This window comes from Agrobacterium tumefaciens, from assembly GCF_013337285.1.
GTDB lineage: Bacteria > Pseudomonadota > Alphaproteobacteria > Rhizobiales > Rhizobiaceae > Agrobacterium > Agrobacterium burrii.
The window spans coordinates 180,352-197,472 of the sequence record NZ_SUPW01000004.1 but is presented as its reverse complement, the minus strand read 5'-3'; the positions used below and the strand labels follow the sequence as shown (position 1 = coordinate 197,472).

The 17,121-nt window shown below is 58.7% G+C and carries 19 protein-coding genes; 7 read left to right on the top strand and 12 right to left on the bottom strand.

The annotated features are described in order from the left end of the window. Position 1: 1 nt before the first annotated feature. A complete protein-coding gene (locus FCH38_RS13830; RefSeq protein WP_149898341.1) occupies positions 2–445 on the top strand; it encodes a GNAT family N-acetyltransferase in 444 nt (147 codons plus the stop codon). On the opposite strand, the gene FCH38_RS13825 is transcribed toward FCH38_RS13830, so the two are convergent. Further along, entirely contained in the window at positions 446–1,336 is an 891-nt protein-coding gene (locus FCH38_RS13825) for a LysR family transcriptional regulator (RefSeq protein WP_174374109.1), read from the bottom strand. 116 nt (positions 1,337–1,452) lie between these two features. Here FCH38_RS13825 and FCH38_RS13820 point away from each other — a divergent pair, with 116 nt between their 5' ends. Continuing rightward, positions 1,453–2,454 (top strand): aldo/keto reductase, encoded by a 1,002-nt coding sequence (locus FCH38_RS13820; protein WP_174374108.1) that lies wholly within the window; start codon positions 1,453–1,455, stop codon positions 2,452–2,454. Between the two features lie 53 nt (positions 2,455–2,507). On the opposite strand, the gene pheT is transcribed toward FCH38_RS13820, so the two are convergent. The 6 genes from pheT to infC all read right to left on the bottom strand — a co-directional run bounded on the left by pheT (position 2,508) and on the right by infC (position 8,467). Then, positions 2,508–4,931: a phenylalanine--tRNA ligase subunit beta gene (pheT, locus tag FCH38_RS13815; RefSeq protein WP_174374107.1), complete on the bottom strand. Its 2,424-nt coding sequence runs from the start codon at positions 4,929–4,931 to the stop codon at positions 2,508–2,510. Between the two features lie 24 nt (positions 4,932–4,955). Further along, on the bottom strand, positions 4,956–6,038 hold the full coding sequence (pheS, locus tag FCH38_RS13810) for a phenylalanine--tRNA ligase subunit alpha (protein ID WP_149898337.1): 1,083 nt from the start codon (positions 6,036–6,038) through the stop codon (positions 4,956–4,958). Further along, a complete protein-coding gene (locus tag FCH38_RS13805) occupies positions 6,031–6,909 on the bottom strand; it encodes a phosphotransferase (RefSeq protein WP_174374106.1) in 879 nt (292 codons plus the stop codon). The genes pheS and FCH38_RS13805 overlap by 8 nt, the downstream gene beginning before the upstream one ends. 182 nt (positions 6,910–7,091) lie before the next feature. Continuing rightward, a complete protein-coding gene (gene rplT, locus FCH38_RS13800; protein ID WP_097101173.1) occupies positions 7,092–7,496 on the bottom strand; it encodes a 50S ribosomal protein L20 in 405 nt (134 codons plus the stop codon). Between the two features lie 40 nt (positions 7,497–7,536). Then, positions 7,537–7,740 carry a 50S ribosomal protein L35 gene (gene rpmI, locus FCH38_RS13795; RefSeq protein WP_003493355.1) on the bottom strand — a complete coding sequence of 68 codons (204 nt, stop codon included), beginning with the start codon at positions 7,738–7,740 and terminating at the stop codon, positions 7,537–7,539. Positions 7,741–7,930: 190 nt separating this feature from the next. Continuing rightward, a complete protein-coding gene (gene infC / locus FCH38_RS13790; RefSeq protein WP_174374197.1) occupies positions 7,931–8,467 on the bottom strand; it encodes a translation initiation factor IF-3 in 537 nt (178 codons plus the stop codon). A 187-nt stretch (positions 8,468–8,654) separates the two neighbouring features. Here infC and FCH38_RS13785 point away from each other — a divergent pair, with 187 nt between their 5' ends. Further along, a complete protein-coding gene (locus tag FCH38_RS13785; protein ID WP_153515248.1) occupies positions 8,655–9,443 on the top strand; it encodes an alpha/beta hydrolase in 789 nt (262 codons plus the stop codon). Positions 9,444–9,561: 118 nt separating this feature from the next. Beyond that, a complete protein-coding gene (locus FCH38_RS13780) occupies positions 9,562–10,176 on the top strand; it encodes a transglutaminase-like cysteine peptidase (RefSeq protein ID WP_174374105.1) in 615 nt (204 codons plus the stop codon). Between the two features lie 63 nt (positions 10,177–10,239). Here FCH38_RS13780 and mbfA read toward each other — a convergent pair whose 3' ends face one another. After that, positions 10,240–11,223 carry an iron exporter MbfA gene (gene mbfA, locus FCH38_RS13775; RefSeq protein ID WP_153515250.1) on the bottom strand — a complete coding sequence of 328 codons (984 nt, stop codon included), beginning with the start codon at positions 11,221–11,223 and terminating at the stop codon, positions 10,240–10,242. A gap of 138 nt (positions 11,224–11,361) precedes the next feature. Here mbfA and FCH38_RS13770 point away from each other — a divergent pair, with 138 nt between their 5' ends. Together FCH38_RS13770 and FCH38_RS13765 are read left to right on the top strand one after the other, a co-directional pair. Continuing rightward, positions 11,362–11,835: a group III truncated hemoglobin gene (locus FCH38_RS13770; RefSeq protein WP_153515251.1), complete on the top strand. Its 474-nt coding sequence runs from the start codon at positions 11,362–11,364 to the stop codon at positions 11,833–11,835. A 189-nt stretch (positions 11,836–12,024) separates the two neighbouring features. Then, on the top strand, positions 12,025–13,128 hold the full coding sequence (locus FCH38_RS13765; protein WP_149898329.1) for a TRAP transporter substrate-binding protein: 1,104 nt from the start codon (positions 12,025–12,027) through the stop codon (positions 13,126–13,128). Between the two features lie 6 nt (positions 13,129–13,134). Here the strand turns inward: FCH38_RS13765 and FCH38_RS13760 are convergent, their stop codons facing one another. Then, on the bottom strand, positions 13,135–14,229 hold the full coding sequence (locus tag FCH38_RS13760) for a helix-turn-helix domain-containing protein (protein WP_174374104.1): 1,095 nt from the start codon (positions 14,227–14,229) through the stop codon (positions 13,135–13,137). Positions 14,230–14,372: 143 nt separating this feature from the next. Here FCH38_RS13760 and FCH38_RS13755 point away from each other — a divergent pair, with 143 nt between their 5' ends. Then, positions 14,373–15,446, top strand: coding sequence for an alpha/beta hydrolase family protein (locus FCH38_RS13755; protein WP_174374103.1), 1,074 nt, complete (start codon positions 14,373–14,375; stop codon positions 15,444–15,446). A gap of 14 nt (positions 15,447–15,460) precedes the next feature. Here FCH38_RS13755 and FCH38_RS13750 read toward each other — a convergent pair whose 3' ends face one another. The 3 genes from FCH38_RS13750 to FCH38_RS13740 form a co-directional block, all read right to left on the bottom strand. After that, the gene (locus FCH38_RS13750) at positions 15,461–15,979 is read right to left on the bottom strand and encodes a GNAT family N-acetyltransferase (RefSeq protein WP_174374102.1); all 519 of its coding nucleotides are present in this window, start codon (positions 15,977–15,979) and stop codon (positions 15,461–15,463) included. Between the two features lie 21 nt (positions 15,980–16,000). Next, positions 16,001–16,582: a helix-turn-helix domain-containing protein gene (locus FCH38_RS13745; RefSeq protein WP_423753169.1), complete on the bottom strand. Its 582-nt coding sequence runs from the start codon at positions 16,580–16,582 to the stop codon at positions 16,001–16,003. 97 nt (positions 16,583–16,679) lie between these two features. Further along, the gene (locus FCH38_RS13740) at positions 16,680–17,081 is read right to left on the bottom strand and encodes a ketosteroid isomerase-related protein (protein ID WP_149898324.1); all 402 of its coding nucleotides are present in this window, start codon (positions 17,079–17,081) and stop codon (positions 16,680–16,682) included. Positions 17,082–17,121 lie beyond the last annotated feature (40 nt).

The following is a 17,121-nucleotide window of genomic DNA, read 5'->3' as shown; positions in this document are numbered from 1 at the left end:
GATGGAGCTTATAATTCGTGATGCGCAGCCGGCTGACCGGGCGGAATGGCTGCGACTGTGGAACGATTATCTCGCCTTTTATGAGGTTGAACTTGCCGATGACGTGACCGACCACACCTGGGCACGCATCCTTGATCCTGCATCACGCGTGTCCATGCGTGTGGCTTCGCTGGGCGACCAGATGGCCGGTTTCGCCATTCATCACTTTCATGACTCCACCTGGGTGAAGACACCGGATTGCTATCTGGAAGACTTGTATGTCGATGGTGAAATCCGTGGCAAGGGGACAGGCCGGGCGCTGATGGACGACCTCATCGGTATCTGCAAGGAAAAGGGCTGGTCACGGCTTTACTGGAACACCGACGAGCACAATCACCGTGCTCAGAAGCTCTATGACAGCTACGTGAAGAGCGACGGCCATATACGCTATCGCATCAAGTTCTGATCATGCTTTGAAGCGAAAAAAATCGACGAAAGCCCTCAGCGCCGGGCGCATCTGCCGGCGCGAGGGATAATAGATGTAAAAGCCGTCAAACGGCGCGCACCAGTCGTCCAGCACACGGATGAGCCGGCCCTCCCTGATATCGTCCTCGACGCGCTGCTCGAAAACAAAGGCAAGCCCTGCCCCGTCGATTGCCGCCCGACGAATGAGGCTCTGGTCCGACAGGATCAAGGGTCCCTGGACATCGACCACCAGCGGCTTGCCGTCCTTCTCCAGCTCCCAGCGGTAGATAAGCCCGCTGGCGAAACGCCGGCGAATGCAGCGATGCCGGATGAGCTCCCTGGGATCGCGTGGCGGTGGATTTTCCGCAAAATAGAACGGAGAACCAACAATCGCGCCGCGCCACGCGCCGCTGGCTTTCACCGCAATCATATCCGCATCGAGGTGTTCCCCGAGCCGCAGACCGGCGTCGAACCCCTTTGCGACGATATCTTCGAAACGATCATCCGTTGAGATTTCGAGCGAAATATCGGGATATAGCCGCAGGAACTCGCCCAACCGCGGCACGATGAGATCCTCGGCCGCCAGTCGCGGCAGGGTGATGCGCAAGGGACCGGCCGGTCTCCCACCATGCTCGGCAAGCGTCTCGATGACCGCATCGATATCGGCGAGCGCCGGACCCAGTGTTTCGAGAAGCCGCCTGCCCTCCTCTGTCGGCGAGACGCTGCGGGTGGTACGATGAAGCAGGCGCAGGCCAAGGCTTGCCTCCAGCGACGACACCGCATGGCTGACGGCAGAGGGCGCTATCGCGAGTTCGGCCGCGGCCTTGCGGAAGCTGCGGCCTTCGGCAACGGCGGCGAGAACGGCCAGTTGGGAGAGTTGCACACGGTTCATTGTTCTAAATGATAGAACAACCCAAGCGGATTTGCAGCGATTATTTTTGCCGCCATGAGACGCTATTTTCTGATCACGCCCTGATGACGGGCGGTTCCTTATGGAAGGACGAACAGATGAAACAAAGAACCCTTGGAAACAACCTATCCGTTTCGGCGCTTGGCCTCGGCTGCATGGGAATGACCCATGCCTATAGCCCGACCGGCGATGAAAGCAGTGCAATAGCGACGCTGCACCGCGCCGTCGAACTCGGCGTTACCTTTTTTGATACGGCAGAGGTTTATGGGCCTTACAATAATGAGATTCTCGTCGGCAAAGGCTTGAAGCCCTATCGCGACAAGGTGGTCATCGCCACCAAGTTCGGTTTCCGGATCGACGCCAGCAAACCCGCAGGCCAGATGATGGTGGGCACCGACAGCCGGCCGGAAAATGTGCGCGCCGTCGCCGAAGCCTCGCTCAAACGCCTTGGCGTCGATGTCATCGACTTGTTCTACCAGCATCGCGTCGATCCTGATGTCCCGATCGAAGATACGGTGGGCGCTATGGCGGATCTGGTCCGAGAGGGCAAGGTGAAACATCTCGGCCTGTCGGAAGCCAGTGCCGAAACGCTTCGCAAAGCGCATGCCATTCATCCGATTGCGGCCATTCAAAGCGAATATTCGCTTTGGACCCGCGATCCCGAAGAAAATGGCGTGCTGGATACCTGCCGTGAACTCGGCATCGGCTTCGTACCCTTCAGCCCGCTCGGCCGCGGCGCCTTGACGGGTGCGCTGAAGTCACTCGACGGACTTGCCTCCGATGATTTCCGCCGCGGCCTGCCGCGCTTCCAAAGTGAAAATTTCGACGCCAATCTGGCGCTCATCAAGCTTCTGGAAGACATGGCGACTGACAAGGGCGTTACTGCCGGGCAACTGGCGCTTGCCTGGGTGCTGGCGCAGGGCGACTTCATCGTTCCGATCCCCGGCACCACAAAAATTGCCAATCTGGAGAAAAATGCCGCTGCAGCGGATGTTTCACTGACGGCGGACGAAGTCGCGAGCCTCGGTGCGCTGCTCTCGCCGGCAAAGGTTGCGGGGGAACGATATCCCGAACGCATGTCGCAGATGGCCAACCGCTAAAAACAAAAAAGCCGCGGCAACCGCCGCGGCTTCTTTCATTCCATCATCCGCTTTCAGGCACGCAGAACGCCGCCCGTCGACTTCTCGACATTGCCGACGATCTTGACCGTCAGCGCCTCGAAATCCTCATCCGTCAGCGTCCTGTCGACCGGCTGGATCTGGACCTCGATGGCGACCGACTTGCGGTTTTCGCCAAGCGATGCGCCTTCAAAGATGTCGAAGACATTGACGCCGGTGATCAGTTTGCGGTCGGCGCTGGTTGCGGCCTTGATGATCGCGCCTGCTTCCACTGACTTGTCGACCACAAAGGCGAAGTCACGCTTGACCGCCTGGAAAGGCGAAAGCTCGAGCGCAGGCTTGGTGCGGGTCGCCTTCTTCTTCGGCTCCGGCATGGCATCGAGATAGATTTCAAAACCGCTAAAAGCGCCGGAAACATCGAGTTCGGACAGCGTCTTCGGATGGAACTCACCGAAATATCCGAGCACGACCTTAGGCCCCATCTTGATGGTGCCGGAACGGCCGGGGTGATACCAGGCGGGAGCGCCTGCTTCGATCTGCACATTGGCCATGGGCAAGCCGCAGGCTTCGAGCACCGAGAGCGCATCGGCCTTGGCGTCGTAGACATCCACCGGCTTGCCGCCGCCCTTTGCGGCATTCGACCACATGCGGCCGCTGCCTGCGAGCGAGGCCGTACCACGGCGCACACCGCCTGCGACACGGCGCTGCGCTTCCGGCGTATCGCCCTCATAGGTGCCGGAGACCTCGAAGATCGCGACATCACCATGGCCCTTGTCGGCATTGCGCTGTGCCGCAGTCAGCAGACCAGGCAGCAGCGAGGGCCGCATGTCCGACATATCGGCTGCAATGGGGTTGGCGAGCTTCAGGGCCGGCGACCCGCCGCCGAAGAGCTTTGCCTGCGCTTCCGGAATGAAGGACCAGGTGACGGCCTCGAGCATGCCACGACTGGCAAGCGCGCGGCGCGCAATGCGGGTGCGGATTTGCAGCGTGGTCAGGATTCGGCCGTTGACAGCGCCGAAGTTTTCCAGCGGTTCTGGCTTGATGTTGTCGACGCCATGGATGCGCATGACTTCTTCCACCAGATCGGCCTTGCCATCGACATCCGGTCGCCAGGACGGGACGGTAACGGAAACGCGCTCGCCCGTACCCTCGACCCCGAAACCGAGACCTTTGAGAATGGCGATGCTCTCCTGCGAAGAGACTTCAAGGCCCGTGAGGCGCTTGACTTCCGCCAGCGGGAAATCAACGATCTTGGGCTGGTGGCCCTTGTAACCGACGACGCGGGCTTCGCCGGCAACGCCGCCGCACAGTTCCAGAACCAGTTCTGTGGTGCGTTCCAGACCCGGAACCATATAGTCCGGATCGACGCCGCGCTCGAAACGATAACGGGCATCGGTGATGATGCCAAGCGAACGGCCGGTCTTGGCGATATTGATCGGATCCCAAAGAGCGGACTCGATCAGCACATCGACGGTGTTTTCATCGCAGCCGGAATGTTCGCCGCCCATGACGCCGCCGATGGACTCGAGGCCCTTTTCATCGGCAATGACGACATTGTTCGGGCCGAGCTTATATTCCCGCTGGTCGAGCGCGAGGATGGTTTCACTCTCCTTCGCGCGGCGAACCGTAAGGTCGCCCTTGACCTTGGCAGCGTCGAAGACGTGCATCGGCCGGCCCTGATCGAAGGTCATGTAGTTGGTGATGTCGACGAGCGCGTTGATGGGGCGCAGGCCGATCGCCATCAGGCGCTGCTGCATCCATTTTGGGCTTGGGCCATTCTTCACACCGCGCACGATGCGCAGTGAAAAGCCGGGGCAAAGCGCCGCATCATCCAGTTCCAGCTTCACATCAACAGGCGTTGCACCTTCAACCTTGAAGGATGGCGCGGGTCTCGTCTTCAGCTTGCCGAGACCGGAAGCGGCGAGATCACGGGCAATGCCATAGATCGAGGTGCAGTCAGGACGGTTCGGCGTCAGGTTGATTTCGACGACCGGATCATCGAGACCGGCATAGGTGGCGAAGGACGTACCAACAGGCGCATCCTGCGGCAGATCGATGATGCCGTCATGGTCGTCGGAAATGTTGAGCTCTTTTTCGGAGCACATCATGCCGTGGCTTTCGACACCGCGAATCTTACCGATAGCCAGCGTGACATCGATACCCGGAACATACATGCCGGGACGCGCCAACGCGCCGACGAGGCCGGCACGGGCATTCGGCGCACCGCAGACGATCTGCACCGGCTTGCCATCACCGGCATCCACCATCAGCACCTTGAGGCGGTCGGCCTCGGGGTGTTTTTCGGCGGAAACGACCCTGGCGATGACGAAAGGCTTATAGGCCGCCTTGTCGTCAACGTCCTCGACTTCGAGACCGATCGCCGTCAGCCGTTCGCAAATCTCGTTCAGCGTCGCATCGGTTTCGAGATGCTCTTTCAGCCAGGAAAGAGTGAATTTCATGTCTTTGCTCCTTGGCTAACCGGATTAAACGCTCAAACCGCCGAACAGCGTCGGCATGTCGAGCGGGCGGAAGCCGTAATGGTTCATCCAGCGGACATCGGCGTTGAAGAAATCGCGCAGGTCCGGCATGCCGTATTTCAGCATGGCGATGCGGTCGAGGCCCATGCCCCAGGCAAAGCCCTGATATTCATCAGGATCCAGCCCGCCGGCGCGCAGCACATTCGGGTGCACCATGCCGCAGCCGAGGATTTCCATCCAGTCGTTACCTTCGCCGAACTTGACGATCGGGCCGGAACGGTCGCACTGGATGTCCACCTCGAAGCTCGGCTCCGTGAACGGGAAGAAGGACGGGCGGAAGCGCATGACGACGCTGTCGACCTCAAAGAAGGTCTTGCAGAACTCTTCCAGCACCCAGCGCAGATTGCCGACATGCGCTTTCTTGTCGATGACAAGACCTTCGACCTGATGGAACATCGGCGAATGGGTAGCGTCGGAATCCTGACGATAGGTCTTGCCGGGAATGACGATGCGGATCGGCGGCTTCTGGCTTTCCATGGTGCGGATCTGCACGGGCGAGGTATGGGTGCGCAGCACCTTGCGCTCGCCCTTTTCATTCGCAGGCAAGAAGAAAGTGTCGTGCATCTCGCGGGCCGGATGGCCTTCGGGAAAATTCAGCGCCGTGAAGTTGTAATAGTCGGTTTCGATATCCGGGCCTTCGGCGATCGAGAAACCCATATCCGCAAAAATCGCGGTGATTTCATCGACGATCTGGCTGATCGGATGGATGCGGCCACGCTCGGCCGGCGACTGGCGAACCGGCAGGCTGACATCCAGCGTCTCCGCCTTCAGGCGGGCGGCAATCGCGGCATCCTTCAGGCCGGTCTTGCGTTCGCCGATCAGGTCCGTGATTTCGGTCTTGAGCTGGTTGATGGCGGCGCCGCGCGTCTGGCGCTCTTCCGGCGTCATCGATCCCAGCGTCTTCAGAAGCTCCGAAACCGAGCCCTTCTTGCCGAGTGCGGAAACGCGCACGGCTTCGATGGCCGGCTCATCGGCAGCGGCGGCGATCTCCGACATCAGTTGCGATTTCAAGGTATCAAGTTCAGTCATCTTTTCCTGCCTTGCCGGTTTTTTTGAGAGCGGCTTCGGGGTTCACAGCATTCATCAGATAGTCGGTCGCCATGATAAAGCGTCGCAGATCACTACCCATCCGCACGCGCCCGATCAACCGGGCAAGCGGTAAAAATCGCCCGAGAATGCCGGTGAGGCGGCACAATTCTTCCAGCGCCCGGGGCGGGGCGTTTTCACGCCAGCGGGAAAAGGCGGCGTCACAGGTTTCCGGCGCGTCACAGGCGCGTGTCGCGACCTGTAAAAACAGTAGCCAGATATCGCGCGCCTGCGCCGTTTCCAGTGGCATGACCTCCTGAGGGCGCTCCTCGAAATCCATGAAACCGACACGGCCCTCTTCAAGAAAGAAGTCGCGCACATGCGGGCGTCCATGGCACAGACCCGCCGCATGCAATTCACCGAGCGCCTCTGCAGATTTCACGAGCAGGGCATCGTGCTCGGCCGGTCGCGCTGCCTTAATCACATCCATCCGCTCCATGATGGTGGGGCCGACATCGCCCAGAACGACGGCCGTCAGCGAGGAATAGATGATGGGTGGCACGGGAAAACCACGGGCCTTGAAGACCTCCAGCGTTTCGAGTTCGCGGCGCATCAGTCCGACACCGTCTAGCGGCGGCGAAGGCCGCATGAAGGTGTAGGGAAGGAGTTTTGCGAGAAAAGTCTGCAGCTTCATCCACCAGGACGGCGTTTCCGTGCCCTGACGCTTGATCCAGACTGTGGCGGTGGAAAGCTCAAGTTTCTGCACACGGCGCTCGCTCTGAAGCAAAGCCCGCATCAAGGCCGCGATATCGCCATCCTCAAGATGGACGCGGAAACCCTTTGCCTTTTCCACTTCGCTTGCGGCAACCAGCATTTTTTGCCCCCGGGAGCCTCCCCGGACAAATACCGGCCGATGCCCCACCCTTTTGTCTCCGACAAATCCGGTGAACAGCGCCTGACGCTTTTGCCGGAATTGCCATGAACGTCTAAAACGAAAAACCCGCGCCGGAGGACCGGCGCGGGTTTTAAATGAACAACAGATTGTCCGCGCCGTAATTACTTTACAGCGGTTTCAAACTCATTGGTCGTACCGGCATCCTTGAGGTACTCAAGAGCCTTCTTCGCCGTTTCGACGAGTACACCGAATGCTGCCGGCTCATGGATAGCCATGTCGGACAGAACCTTGCGGTCGACTTCGATACCAGCCTTGTTCAGGCCGTCGATGAAGCGGCCGTAGGTCAGGCCGAATTCGCGAACAGCAGCATTGATACGCTGGATCCACAGAGCGCGGAAGTTGCGCTTGTTAACCTTGCGGTCGCGGTAAGCGTACTGCTTGGAACGATCCACGGCAGCCTTTGCTGCGCGGATGGTGTTCTTGCGGCGGCCGTAGAAGCCCTTGGCTGCCTTGAGTGTCTTGGTGTGCTTGGCGCGGGAAGTTACGCCACGTTTTACGCGTGCCATGTCATGATCTCCTTAAAGTGTCCAAAAGTGCGGAAAAGTCTCAGAGACCGTTCGGCAGGTAGTTCTTGACGACTTTCTTGCCGTCAGCTTCGGCGAGAACCATGGTTCCACGCGCGTCGCGAATGAACTTGTTGGTACGCTTGATCATGCCGTGGCGCTTACCGGCGGCGGCTGCAACAACCTTGCCGGTAGCGGTGATCTTGAACCGCTTTTTTGCAGCGGACTTCGTCTTCATCTTGGGCATTTTGCTACTCCGTGTTTTTGTATCGAAACAGGCAGACGAGGCCTATTTCAAGCTATTCAGGAACGGCCTCGGCATGCCCTGCCGGACCGTTCGGACGCGCGCTTATAACCGCAGTAGGCTAAAAGCGCAACGGGGAAAGAAAATTTCCCCTTGCGGCGGTGATTTACGCAGCTTTCAGGACTGGCGCAAATTATCTCGGGGCAAGAACCATCATCATCTGACGGCCTTCCAGCTTCGGCTCGGCTTCAACCTTGGCAATCGCCTGGGTATCTTCCTTCACCTGGAGGAGAAGCTTCATGCCAAGTTCCTGGTGGGCCATTTCACGGCCACGGAACTTCAGCGTCACCTTCACCTTGTCACCTTCGTCAAAGAACCGGTTCATCGCCTTCATCTTCACGTCATAGTCATGCGTGTCGATGTTGGGGCGCATCTTGATTTCTTTAACTTCGACGATCTTCTGCTTCTTGCGCGCTTCGGCGGCCTTTTTCTGGGTCGAGTATTTAAGCTTACCGAGATCGAGGATCTTGCATACAGGCGGTTCGGCGTTCGGCGAAATCTCAACGAGATCGAGACCGGAATCCTCCGCCATTTTCAAAGCCTGATCCGTCGGCATGCTACCGAGGTTCTGGCCCTCTTCATCAATAAGCTGAACTCTGGGAACCCGAATTTCCCGGTTGGAGCGCGGGCCCTCCTTGACGGGGGCATCGGCTTTGAAAGGTCTGCGAATGGTCGTATTCTCCTGATCTGTTTCTGGATCACGTCAGCAAAAAACAGCTTGTTTGGTACAAGCGGCGGAAATGTCGTTATTGCCGTGGCGAAGTCAATAGCATATCTGCCCGAAAAGATCACCTCTTGCCACGGTTTTTGCAAATACGTCGCCGATATTGCACGAAAATCAGGAGAATTGCATATACATGACCGAACAAGCCGCGGAATTCCTGCATATAGGAACGGGTGACGACGCCCGCAACATTGCTTTTCTACATCGCCGCGCGACATCACAGCCGGATGCACCCCTGCTCGTCTGGCTCGGCGGCTACCGCTCCGACATGACGGGAACCAAGGCGGTCGAGCTCGACCGCTTTGCAGAGGAAAACGGTCTTGCCTGCCTGCGGCTCGATTATTCCGGCCACGGAGCTTCTGGCGGCGATTTCAACAAAGGCACGATTTCCCGGTGGCTGGAAGAAGCGCTCGCCGTGGTGTGCACCAAGGCACCGTCGCGCGTCGTGCTCGTCGGTTCGTCCATGGGCGGGTGGATCGCGTTGCGCATGGTCGAGGAGCTGCGCAAGGCGGGCGACGCGCCCTCCGTCGCCGGTCTGGTTCTGATTGCCCCCGCTCCCGATTTCACGGCAGAACTGATAGAACCCAGCCTGACGGAAGCGGAAAAGACCTCGCTGGTGGAGAGAGGCTATTTCGAGGAACATTCGGAATACAGCCCCGAGCCCAACATCTTTACCCGGGCGCTGATGGAGGACGGAAAGCAGAACCGCGTGCTCACCGGCATCATCACCACCGGCTGCCCCGTTCACATCCTGCAGGGCATGCGCGACCCCGATGTTCCCTATCAGCATACGCTGAAGCTTGTTGAACATCTTCCCGCCGACGATGTCGTCCTGACGCTGATCCGCGACGGCGACCACCGGCTTTCCCGACCGCAGGATATCGACCGGATGCTGGCTGCCGTCAGAGCCCTTGCAATATAGGCATTTGCGCAACGCTCTTAACCATATTCAACGAGTCTTGCGTGCCACCCATTGGTAGCGATTGACTCACACCCCCCATCCCTCTTAACTTTTCGTTAAGAATTAAGGGACGGGTTTCATGATGAACGCACCGCTGGCGCGTGCACTGCTGTTTGCAGTTGCTGCCGGGCTAATGACTGCTGCCTCCGCCACGGCGGAAACCAAGGGAAGCCCTTCCATGGTGACGGGCGGGATTACCTCCCAGCCGATCGGCCATTACGAGTTCTGTCAGAAATATGCGGATGAATGCAACATTCGCAACAAGATGACGCCGCCGCCGCGTGTCACGGAATATGGCTGGGGCGTCATTCGTGAGATCAACACCTCCGTCAACACCACCATCGTGGCGATGACCGATCTGGAAATCTACGGCAAGGACGAAGTCTGGGAATATCCGACGACCGCCGGTGACTGCGAAGATTTCGTGCTGCTGAAGCGTAAGAAGCTGATCGAGCGCGGTTTCTCCGTGGCCGACCTGCTGATCACGGTCGTGCGCAAGCCGGACGGTGAAGGCCATGCCGTGCTGGCGCTTCGCACCACCGATGGCGATTATATTCTCGACAACCTGACCGACGACGTGAAGCTCTGGACAGATACCAATTACACCTATCTGAAGCGGCAGGCGTCCTTCAATACGGGCCGCTGGGTCTCCATCGAAGATGGCCGCGACGTTCTGGTCGGCGCGTTGCGCTGATCGACAGCGATCATAGACTTGACGCAAAAAGCCCGCAGCAGACGCTGCGGGCTTTTTTATTCCTCAGCCATTGCCGATGATGATACCAGCCGCCAGCACCAGCGAACCGCCCAGCACCACCTGAAACACTGCCCGCAGGAACGGCGTTTCCATGAAGCGGTTCTGAATGAAGGCGATGGCCCAGAGTTCCACGAAAACAATGATGGCGGCGATGGCTGTGGCGACCCAGAAGTGCTGGATAAGATAAGGCAATGTGTGACCAAGCCCGCCGATCGCGGTCATGATGCCGGAGGCAAGGCCGCGCTTTAGCGGAGAACCCCGACCCGAAAGCTTGCCATCATCATGGGCGGCTTCGGTAAAGCCCATGGAAATACCCGCGCCGACGGAAGCCGAAAGGCCGATCAGAAAAGTCTGCCAGGTATCCTGCGTTGCGAAGGCGGCCGCGAAGATCGGCGCAAGCGTCGAGACGGAGCCATCCATCAGGCCCGCAAGGCCCGGCTGCACATAGGTTAGCAGAAATTGGCGTTTTGCGGTTTCAGCCTCTTCGGTCTTGCCATCTTCATCGAGATGCTTCTCTTGCAGCATATGCGCGACGTCTTCGTGACCCCGCTCCGCCTCAGCCAGATCACCGAGCAGCTGGCGCGTCGAGGCATCGGTGGTGCGCTTGACCGCTTCATCGTAGAACCGGATCGCCTGCGCTTCCATCAATTCGGCCTGGGCACGAATTTTCTCCAGCGACAGGTTTTTCACCAGCCAGTCCGGCGTGCGCTCGTAAAAACCACGCACATGTTCGCGGCGGATCAGCGGGATGGTTTCTCCAAAGCGGCGGCGATGCATATCGATCAGCACATTTCGATGCTGCTGCTCGACTTCGGCCATGTCATCGAAGACTTTTGCCGATTGCGGATATTGCCCGCGCAGGTGATCGGCGTAGGAGCGGTAAATACGGGAATCGTCCTCTTCCGACGAGATGGCGAGTGCCAGGATTTCCTGCTCGCCGAGCGAGGAGAAGGGGCGCTTGGACAGGGAAAAAAGACTGTGGAACATGGCTGAAACCTTTTTAGAATAATTCTAAATACAGCGACGCACCATCACAATCAAGCTTTTTAGAACAATTCTAATACGGCAATGCGTCGCATTGCCGAGCGCGGCCAAGCAGCGTAAATTCGCGGAAAAGGAAGTACGATGCAGGATCCGATTGCGGCAAGGGCCGCCCATAACGCGGAAATTCAAAACCGGGCGGAAAGCGCCATGGCGCAGATCGGCGTCGATGCCGGTTTCATCGATCTGCTGGTGGAGACATTTTATGGCCGCGTTCTAAAACATCCGACGCTCGGACCGGTCTTCGATGCGCGTCTGTCCGGGCGTTGGCCGGAACACATGGCCAAAATGAAGCAGTTCTGGTCGGCTGTCGCCTTCAAGAATGGCAGTTACGGTGGCAAGCCGGTGCAGGCGCATCTGGGCGTCAAAAACATGACAGCCGAACTTTTCCCGCAATGGCTGGCGCTGTTTTCGGCAACGCTTGACGATATCGCGCCGAGCAGAGAGGCCCATGACTGGTTCATGGAAACGGCCGAACGCATCGCCAGAAGCCTGACGCTCTCGCTGTTTTATAACCCTGCGCTGGACGATCCGGCGTTAAAACGCACGCAACCCTGACCACGGCGGGGCAGAGACCACAAGAAGAACGCGATCACGTGCCAAAACGGCGATCGACAGGCATTACAAAAGAGCGCGCAAGTTTGAAACATTCCCTCTTGATGGTTGCAAGGATAAATGTTTAGTAGCCCTTGGGAGGCGTACCGTGCGGTTCGCCTGTAATATACGGACGTATCAGGGCTTATCGACATGGATCGCAGATCATTTATCCGCAAGGCGGGCGCTCTTGGCGCCGGTGTTACCGCAACCGCGCTGGCCGCTCCGGCCATTGCGCAGGAAAACCCCAAAATCACCTGGCGCATGACGTCGTCCTTCACCAAGGGCCTCGACATTCTTTTCGGTGCCGGCCAGATGGTCGCCGATCACGTCAAGGAAGCTTCCGGCGGCAACTTCGTCATCCAGCATTTCGCCGGCGGTGAAATCGTGCCGGCGCTGCAGGCGGCGGATGCGGTGACGGCCGGAACCGTCGAAATGGCGCATACCTGCGCCTATTATTACGTTGGCAAGGACCCGACCTTCGCGCTTGGAACCTCGGTTCCGTTCGGTCTCAACGCGCGTCAGACGAATGCCTGGTTCAATCAGGCCGGCGGCAATGAGCTGCTCAACGAATTCCTTGCCCAGCACAATATCTACTCGATCCTGCTCGGCAACACAGGCGCTCAGATGGGCGGCTGGTTCCGCAAGGAAATCAATACCATCGACGACCTCAAAGGCCTGAAGATGCGCATTGCCGGCCTCACCGGCCAGGTGATGCAGAAGGTTGGCGTTACCCCGCAGCAGATCGCCGGTGGCGATGTCTATGCCGCTCTGGAAAAGGGTACAATCGACGCCACCGAATTTGTCGGCCCCTATGACGACCAGAAGCTCGGCTTCTACAAGGTCGCAAAGTACTACTACTATCCGGCATGGTGGGAAGGCGGCCCGGCCGTGCATGCCTTCGTGAACCTGCAGAAGTTCAACGAGTTGCCGGAAAATTACAAGCGCATCCTGAAAGACGCCTGCGCCGCCGGCAGCGCCAGCATGCTGGAGCGTTACGACGCGCACAACCCGAAGGCGCTGAAGGAACTCGTGGCGCAGGGCGCCATCCTGCGGCCGTTCAGCCAGGAAATCCTCGACGTCTGCCACAAGGCGGCGGTGGAGACCTATGCGGAGATTTCGGCAAAGAACGAGAGCTTCAAGAAGATCTACGAAAGCCAGCAGGCGTTCAAGAAAGACGCCTATCTCTGGGCGCAGATCGCCGAATATACCTATGATACCTACATGATGATCCAGCAGCGCAACGGCACGCTCTGATCCTCATCATTTCCTGACCATCTTCAGACGGTCATCCGGCATCTGCCGGGTGGCCGTTTTGTTTGGCGAAACCAGTTTCCATACTTCCCGTTCACGCCAGTCCACCGGGCTCATGCCGGTGACACGGCGAAATTCCCGGTTGAAGTTGGACTTGGTCTGGAAACCCGAGGAGAACATGATCGCGGTCACCGATTGCTCCGTCTCTTCCAGCAAACGACAGGCTTCGCGGATACGAAGCTGATTGACATATTGCGAGACATTAATGCCGAGGGAACGATTGATCGCACCGGAAATCTGCCGGCTTGGCAGGCCGAGGCGTCTGGCCAGCCGCGTCAGATTGAGGTTGTCGTCACGGTAAAGCGCCTGTGTTGTCATCAATTGGTCGAGGCTTGCGACGATGTCCCGGTCCTGGTCCGATGGCTCTGAGGCAGGCGGCAATTCACCAGCCGGCTCCGCAGCCGTTTGCGGCGCTTTGCTTTTTCCAGCCAGGGCGGCCATCAGCCCGATCAGCAACAGCCCGAAAAGATTGGCATTACTGACGAGCGCGGCGACATTTTCCCCATGCGCCCATTCAAAATCGAGGAACACGAGAAGATCAAACAGCGCCGAAACACATAGCGCCACGGCGGCGATGATCAGTGCCCTGTGCGCCGAGGTGACGCTGGCGAATTGCGCCTCGTCCAGCCCATCCGGCCCTTTTCCTCCCAGAAGAAGCAGTGCGGTGGCATGGCCGACAAAGATGAGGATCAGGGCAAGATCGATCGCCACCGGCAGGGCGAATTCCAGAACGATAATCAGCAGAGGCGAGAGCACAAGACTTGCCAGCATCGCCCTCCTGCTGTCTGCCCCGACCCTCATCAAGCCACGGAAGGCGATATAGACAAGTGGCGGCAGGCAGGCGGCGAGGACAGGCAAAACATAACGCACCGCATTCACGCCATACCCCCAGCGCAGGCCGACAAGAACCGATTGTACCGCGCAAAGCGCAATCAGAGCCAGAAAGGCGCGGTTCGTCCGCACGTCGTCTCCGCTTCGGAAAAAGACGATGAACATAACGACCAGCAGAAGCGCCACGACGAATGGCAGGGGAATGAAAAGCACGAATAAATATCCCGGATCAACGACCTGCTGTCTTTTCATGGACCAGATCGCGTTTCGGTACGACCTCAAACGCGATCAAGGACGCGGAAAACAGATGACAGCGCAGATTGGGTCTCGTTCTTTCCGACCGCAAGAGGTTTTTCATGCGCCCCATCGTCACCATCACCACCATGCTGTTTTCCGCTCTCATTACCCAGCCGGCTTTTGCAAATGAAGCAGTTGGTGTCAGCGACATCGCCATCCATTCTCCCGACCGTGGCAAAGACCTTGCCGTTACCGTCTGGTATCCTTCGGAGGGCAACGGCACGCAGACGCTTTCCGGCGAGGACCGGATTTTTCAAGGCACGCCCGTCTTCAAGGACGGTGCGGTGCAATCGGGTCGCCTGCCGCTGGTGCTTCTGTCACACGGCTCGGGCTCGAGAGTAAGCGGCATGGCCTGGATCGCCGCAAAGCTTGCGAGCGAGGGTTTCATCGTCGCCGGCCCCAACCATCCCGGCACCACCAGCGGCGATTCAACACCTGCCGATACGCCGAAAATCTGGGAGCGGACGGGTGATCTTTCCACGATCCTTACAGCGCTGACGACGCAGGGCAAATGGTCCGGCGCGATCGATGCGCAGAGGATCGGCGTGCTCGGCTTTTCGCTCGGCGGCAGCGCGGCGATGGAGATTTCGGGCGCACGCGCCGATCTCACTGCCTACGCGCGTTATTGCGAAGAGTATGCCACGATGATGGATTGCCAATGGTTCGCTGGTGGCCGGGGTTATCTCAATAACGAGCCGGTCAGCGTGCCGAAGCTCGACCTCGGAACCCTCGACAAGGCCCGTTTCGAGCAGCAGAACCGTGACCCTCGCATCCGCTCCGCCGTGCTGGTAGATCCTGGCCTCGCACTCGCCTTCCAGCCGGTCAGCCTGAAAACAATCGATATTCCGCTGACCTTCATCAATCTCGGCAGCAAGGGGAAAATTCCACCGGCCGTGCTGGCGGACAGACTGGCGGCCGAGGTGCCTGGCTCGACCTATCAGCAGGTCGATGAGGCCAACCATTTCAGCTTCCTGCCCCTATGCAAGCCGGATGCCGATGCGTTTCTCAAATCCGTCGGCGAGCGCGATCCAATCTGCGAACCGGCCGGACCGCGCGAGCGCGCAGATATTCATGCTGAACTGGAAAAGATGATTGTTGCCGCCTTCAACCGCACGCTGAAACCGGGGCAATAAGCGGCGGAAATGCTCTAGCCGATCCGCTTATAAAACAGGGTCGTGCCGCAATAGCGCCCATCTGGAAACAGGGCGTAATCCGGAATGACCCCCACCCGCTCCCAGCCGAGGCGGGGATAAATCGCCTCCGCATCGCTGCCCGTGGCCGTATCCAGCACCAGCAGGGTACGGCCACGGGCTGCAGCTTCCTCTTCCACCTTTTGCATGAGCTTTCGGGCAAGCCCGAGACCGCGGGCCAACGGATGTACGAGAAGCTTCATCAGATCGCCTCGATGCGGCTGGTTGGGTTTGGAAGCAAGGCCCACCTGCACGGTGCCCACCACCTTGCCATCCACTTCCGCCACGGCATGGATTGTACCGCCCTCACCCGCCACTTCCGCCACGGCTCGCCAGAACGGTTCGGCATCCTGTGGCGAGAAAGGCAACATGAAACCGACGGATGCACCGCCATTGACGCAGGCGGAAAGGACTTCGCAGAGTTCCGGTAGGACGTCGAGCGTCTCTTGCCCGTTCAGCACTCGGATGGTGGCCATAAAAACTCCTGTCGGGAAAAATCAGCGCTGTCTTTGGTCCAGCACGACGGCGTAACGGGCGGGTTTTTCGGAAGGATTATGGAAAACATGTCCCTCACCAACCGGCATGAAAAGGCAATCTCCGGGCTCCATCAGGTGCACCGCAGCGCCGCTCGTCATCTCCAGAACTCCTTCGAAAAGCCAGACATATTGCGTCATGCCCCGGCTTGCCGCATGTGGCGGAAAGCCGACACGCGCGCCGGGTGGAAACTCGACCTCGACAATATCGACAGCGGAACCCACACGCGGCGGGGAGATGGCGCGGCGGAGATAACCGGTTTCGGGATCTTTCCAGAGCTGCTGGTCCCGCTTCTTCACCAGCGGGGAAACCGCCTGTTCATTTTCCGCGAAGAAACCGGAAAGCGACAGGCCGAGCGCGGCGCAGATGCGGGCGAGCAGCGACGCCGTCGGGCTTGCCTCACCACGTTCGATGCGGGAAATCATAGCACGGCTGACGCCGGATTCGGAGGCAAGCCGATCCAGTGTCAGGCCGTTTTCAGCCCGCAGTACCCTGATCCGCTCACCAATCGAACGTTCGAGAATATGATCTTCGTTTTCCATCATATGATGATTATAATTCTCATATGATGGAGTCAATATCCACAATAGTGGAAACAACGATTACTCTCGGATGGCCATTGTGGCGGAAGCGACGAAGGCCTCAGGCGCCGACCTGGGCAATCCAGTCGTTCAGATTATAGTAGTTTGTTACTCGGCTAACTTTTCCGTCTCTGAGGTCGAAGAAGGCACCGGCGGGCAGGACGTATTTCTGGCCATTAGCCTCGGGCAATCCTTCGTCGGTCTTGAGATATTCGCCATTGACGATGAATTCGGCGGAAGCGTGCTGGCCGTCCTCGCTCACCATGATGACCATGTCGGTGAGGTTTTCCTTATAGGAGCGGTTCATATGGTCCATGAAGGAAGCAAAAGCGGCCTTGCCGGTCTGGCGCTCACCCTGATTGATGTCATGCACCACCTCATCGTGAAGCAGCGCCAGAAAGGCATCCATGTCCTGACGGTTGAAGGCATCGTAATAGGCGCGGATGGTCTCTGTGGCGGTCATCGTCTTCTCCGTTCAATGCTTGCGCGGGTTTTCCATGACG